This is a genomic window from Bradyrhizobium sp., from assembly GCF_050014615.1.
Classification (GTDB): Bacteria; Pseudomonadota; Alphaproteobacteria; order Rhizobiales; family Xanthobacteraceae; genus Bradyrhizobium.
This window is the reverse complement of record NZ_JBEKCZ010000305.1, coordinates 1-4,488: the sequence shown is the minus strand read 5'-3', so window position 1 is coordinate 4,488 and position 4,488 is coordinate 1. Positions and strand designations below refer to the sequence as shown.

Below are 4,488 nucleotides of genomic sequence, written 5' to 3'. Positions count from 1 at the left end.
GGTATCGCCGCCAGCATCGCGCTCGGCGCCTGGAGCAGTGCTATCGCCTTGATCAGGCATGGCGCGATTCCCTTCGGATTCGCGATCGATGCCGCCGCGCGCCGGCGGCTGCCGCGCATTGTTCTGGCCGCGCTGGCGATGGGCGCGGCGCTGTGGCTGGCGGCGCCGTTCGCGCTGGCGCCCGGCACCAACCCGCATGGCGTTGTGCAGGCTCTTGTCGTGGCGACGCTGATATCGGGCGGGATGGCGATTTACGGGCTGTTTCTGGCCCTGCTTGGCGTGGTCCGCTGGGGTGAGGTGGTTAACGCGGTGCGGCCAACACCAGGCTCCGGCTTGCGCGACTGATGCCCGCATGGCATGGGGACGGCGCGCGGCGCCTATTGGCATGGGACGGCGCACAACAGGCACGCGCGGGAAGCTGACAATGGCGATCGTTGAACGGGTTTTTTCGGGCGTCCAGCCGACGGGCAATCTGCATCTCGGCAATTACCTCGGCGCCATCGTCAACTTCGTGAAGCTGCAGGAGACCCACAATTGTCTCTATTGCGTCGTCGACATGCACGCGTTGACGCAGCCGGTGTCGGTCTGGGGCGGCCCGGCCGAGCTCGCGCGCAATACCAGGGAAGTAACCGCGGCCTTCATCGCCTCCGGCATCGATCCGAACAAGCATATCGTGTTCAACCAGAGCCAGGTGTCCGGACATGCGGAGCTGGCCTGGATCTTCAATTGCGTGGCGCGGATCGGCTGGCTGAACCGCATGACGCAGTTCAAGGAAAAGGCCGGCAAGGACCGCGAGAATGCTTCGATCGGCCTCTATGATTATCCGGTGCTGATGGCGGCCGACATTCTGCTCTATCGCGCCACCCATGTGCCGGTGGGCGAGGACCAGAAGCAGCACCTCGAACTGGCCCGCGACATCGCCCAGAAATTCAACAATGATTTCGGCGACTCGATCCGCGGCCACGGCTTTAACGACGGATTGTTTTTTCCCCAGCCGGAGCCGCTGATCACCGGACCCGCGACGCGGGTGATGTCGCTGCGCGACGGCACCAAGAAGATGTCGAAGTCGGATTCATCCGATAATTCGCGGATCAATCTCACCGACGATGCCGACACCATCGCGACGAAGATCCGCAAGGCCAAGACCGATCCGGAGCCGTTGCCGTCGGAGGAAAAGGGCCTCGATACCCGGCCCGAGGCCGACAATCTGGTCGGGATCTATGCCGCTTTGTCCGGCCGCACCAAGTCCGAGGTGCTGGTCGAATTCGGCGGCGGGCAATTTTCGAACTTCAAGAACGCGCTGGTCGAATTGTGCGTCGCCAGACTGGCGCCGATCGCCTCCGAGATGAAGCGGCTGGTCGCGGACCCCGGCCACGTCGATTCCATCCTGATCGACGGCGCCGACCGCGCCCGCGCCCTCGCCGCCGAAACCATGGCGGCGACAAAGGACATCGTCGGCTTCATCCGCAAGCGCTAGTTCCGTCCGCTCGTTGTAAATGACGCAGCGCACTCTAGGCGTTGCGCGGCCGCGACGCCGCTTGTCGGGGACGGCTGCGCCGTGGCAGCATATGGCCTGCCTGGCGCAGCCTTTGGGACATGCATGACCACCCAGCGACGAAGCTTCGAGACGGGTCACAAGCCAAAATGCCTTGTTATCGTTGACGACACCGCGGAATGGGACCGCGCGGTCTACTATGCCAGCCGATGGGCGATCCGGATCGGCGGCGGCGTGGTGATGCTGCGCATCATCGAAATCGAGGACCAGAACCAGCAATGGCTGGGGGTCGCCGACATCATGCGCGCCGAGGCGCAGGAGGAAGCCAACGCCGCGCTCGATCGCGCAGCCGGCCGCGCCAACGGCATTGCCGCGATCACCCCGGAACGCGTGATCCGCGAGGGCGACCCGACCGAACAGATGCTCGACGTCATCGACCAGGACGTCGATATCGCGATGCTGGTGCTGGCCGCCAATCCCGGTCCCGAGGGCCCCGGCCCGATCATCACCATGATGGCCAACGCGGTCGGCTCGTTCCCTATACCGGTCGTCATCGTGCCCGGCGATTTGAGCGACGTCGAGATCGACGCGTTGTCCTAAAGGCCTTGGTCCTGAAATCCCTGACCCTGAAGCCCTTGATGCGGCTTGGGAACTGCTGCTCTGCGCCCCTTGATCGTGCGTTTGCCGTCGCCATCTGCTAGAAGAGCTTACGCGCCGGCCTTGAACCGGCGACGCCGGAGAAAACCATGTTTATTCAAACTGAAGCCACGCCCAATCCCGCTACCCTGAAATTCATTCCCGGCCGAACCGTGCTTGACGGCGGCACCATGGAATTCGTCAACCGCGAGACCGCGGCGCGTTCGCCGCTGGCCGAAAGACTGTTCGGCGTGCCCGGGGTTACCAGCGTGTTTTACGGCACCGACTTCGTCACGGTGACCAAGGACGACAGCGACTGGCAGCATCTCAAGCCCGCGATCCTCGGCGCCATCATGGAGCACTACATGTCCGGCGCGCCGCTTTTGGCCGACGGCAGTGCCGGCAGCGACGAGGCCGCCGATGAGGAAGAGGAATTCTTCAACGAGGCCGATGCCGACACCGTCGCGACCATCAAGGACCTGATCGAGACGAGAGTGCGGCCGGCGGTCGCCAATGACGGCGGCGACATCACGTTCCGCGGTTTCAGGGACGGCATCGTCTATCTCAACATGAAGGGCTCCTGCGCGGGCTGCCCGTCATCCACCGCGACGCTGCAGCACGGCATCCAGAACCTGCTGAAGCATTTTGTGCCCGACGTGGTCGAAGTCCGTCCGATGTGATCTGACGAGGCGAAGACCTTCACCCTCCCCTGGAGGGGTCGAGACGAGCGAAGCTCGCTCTCTGGGTCGACGCGAAGCGGCGGGGTGGGGTGACGGTCTCTCCATTCTAACAGTGTCCGAGTTGAAAGACTGTCACCCCACCCCGTCTCGCATCTTGCTTCGCGCGATGCGAGCCGACCCTCCCCCTCCAGGGGAGGGTAAGCAGCTTTCACGAATTGTGACGCGACGATTTTGGGCTGCTATACGTGGCCTCATGCTGATCCTCGCCATCGACACCGCCCTGGATGCCTGCGCCGCCGGCGTACTCGATACCGAGGCCGGCAGACTGATCGCGCAGGAATCGCAGGCCATGAAGCGCGGCCATGCCGAAGCGCTGATGCCGCTGATCGCGCGCGTCATCGAGCAGTCCGGCATCGGATTCGCGGCCCTCGATCGCATCGCGGTGACCACCGGCCCCGGCAGCTTCACCGGATTGCGGGTCGGCCTTTCCGCCGCGCGCGGCATTGCGCTGGCTGCCAATAAACCGGTGGTCGGGCTGACGACGCTGACGGCCTATGCCGCCCCCATCGTCAGCCAGAACGGCGAGCATCCGGTCATCTCCGCGATCGATGCGCGACACGACCATGTCTATCTTCAGGTGGTCAGCGGCAACGGCAGCTCGCTGATCCGGCCGCGCGTCGCCTCGATCGAAGAGGCGCTGGGCGCGGCGCGGTTCGGGGCGCCGCATCTGGTCGGCAACGCCGCCAAAATTCTCGCCGACCGCTGGCCCGCTCAAGCGCCGCCGCCATTCAAGGTCGATGCGCAACCGGCGCCCGATATTGCCTGGGTGGGGTGGCTGGGCGCCGCGGTCAGCCCCAATACCGCACCCGCCCGCCCGTTTTATCTGCGCGCGCCCGATGCCAAGCCTGCCAAGGACCCGCTGCAGAAGGCGTCGCAACCTCTATCATGATGGCATGGCTTTCCGAATTATGGAGCGGCGGCACCGCGGCGATCGAACCCGCCACGCTGCGCGATGTGACGGCCCTCGCGCAGCTTCACGGCGCGTCGTTTCACCGTGGCTGGGGTGAAGGCGAATTCGAGACCATGCTGACCGAGCGCAACACGCTGGTTCATCGCCTCCGGATGGGGCGCAAGGTCATCGGCTTCGCGGTATCGCGCATGGCGGCGGACGAGGCTGAAATACTCTCCATCGCCGTCGCCTCGAGCCATCGCGGCCGTGGCCTGTCCCGCGACCTGTTGCTGACCCATCTTGGCCACCTCGCCGGCCGCGGCGTGCGCGCGGTATTCCTCGAAGTCGAGGAAAATAATCAGCCAGCACGGCGGCTCTACCAACGGGCCGGATTTACCCTGGTCGGGCGCCGCGAACGGTATTACCGGCAACCGGGCGGGGAACAATTGAATGCCCTCTTGATGCACCGCGACTTGTCGTAACGCGCGCCCGGTGGCAGAACAGGCGCATTATCAGGACCACGAGACCATGACAGCCCTGAAATCCACCCCCGAACTCAAGGCCACCGGGATCGAGGCGCGTTGCGCCGCCACCGGCATGCGCATGACCGAGCAGCGCCGCGTGATCGCGCGCGTGCTGGCGGAGGCGGTGGACCATCCCGACGTCGAGGAATTGTATCGCCGCTGCGTTGCCGTCGACGACAAAATCTCGATCTCGACGGTGTATCG

General features: G+C 64.8%; 6 protein-coding genes and 1 pseudogene. All 7 read left to right on the top strand.

From position 1 onward, the window contains the following. Positions 1-345 (top strand): annotated as a pseudogene (locus ABR948_RS28545) (murein biosynthesis integral membrane protein MurJ); the annotation flags it as partial. A 79-nt stretch (positions 346-424) separates the two neighbouring features. Continuing rightward, on the top strand, positions 425-1,477 hold the full coding sequence (gene trpS / locus ABR948_RS28540; RefSeq protein WP_428124497.1) for a tryptophan--tRNA ligase: 1,053 nt from the start codon (positions 425-427) through the stop codon (positions 1,475-1,477). Positions 1,478-1,600: 123 nt separating this feature from the next. Then, positions 1,601-2,095, top strand: coding sequence for a universal stress protein (locus ABR948_RS28535; protein WP_428124495.1), 495 nt, complete (start codon positions 1,601-1,603; stop codon positions 2,093-2,095). Between the two features lie 146 nt (positions 2,096-2,241). Further along, positions 2,242-2,811, top strand: a complete 570-nt coding sequence (locus ABR948_RS28530) for a NifU family protein (protein ID WP_428124493.1) — start codon at positions 2,242-2,244, stop codon at positions 2,809-2,811. 253 nt (positions 2,812-3,064) lie between these two features. Then, entirely contained in the window at positions 3,065-3,760 is a 696-nt protein-coding gene (tsaB, locus tag ABR948_RS28525) for a tRNA (adenosine(37)-N6)-threonylcarbamoyltransferase complex dimerization subunit type 1 TsaB (protein ID WP_428124491.1), read from the top strand. Further along, positions 3,757-4,242, top strand: coding sequence for a ribosomal protein S18-alanine N-acetyltransferase (gene rimI / locus ABR948_RS28520; RefSeq protein WP_428124489.1), 486 nt, complete (start codon positions 3,757-3,759; stop codon positions 4,240-4,242). Before tsaB ends, rimI begins: the two co-directional genes overlap by 4 nt. A gap of 46 nt (positions 4,243-4,288) precedes the next feature. Then, the coding region (locus ABR948_RS28515; protein ID WP_428124487.1) for a transcriptional repressor at positions 4,289-4,488 on the top strand (200 nt) is incomplete at its 3' end.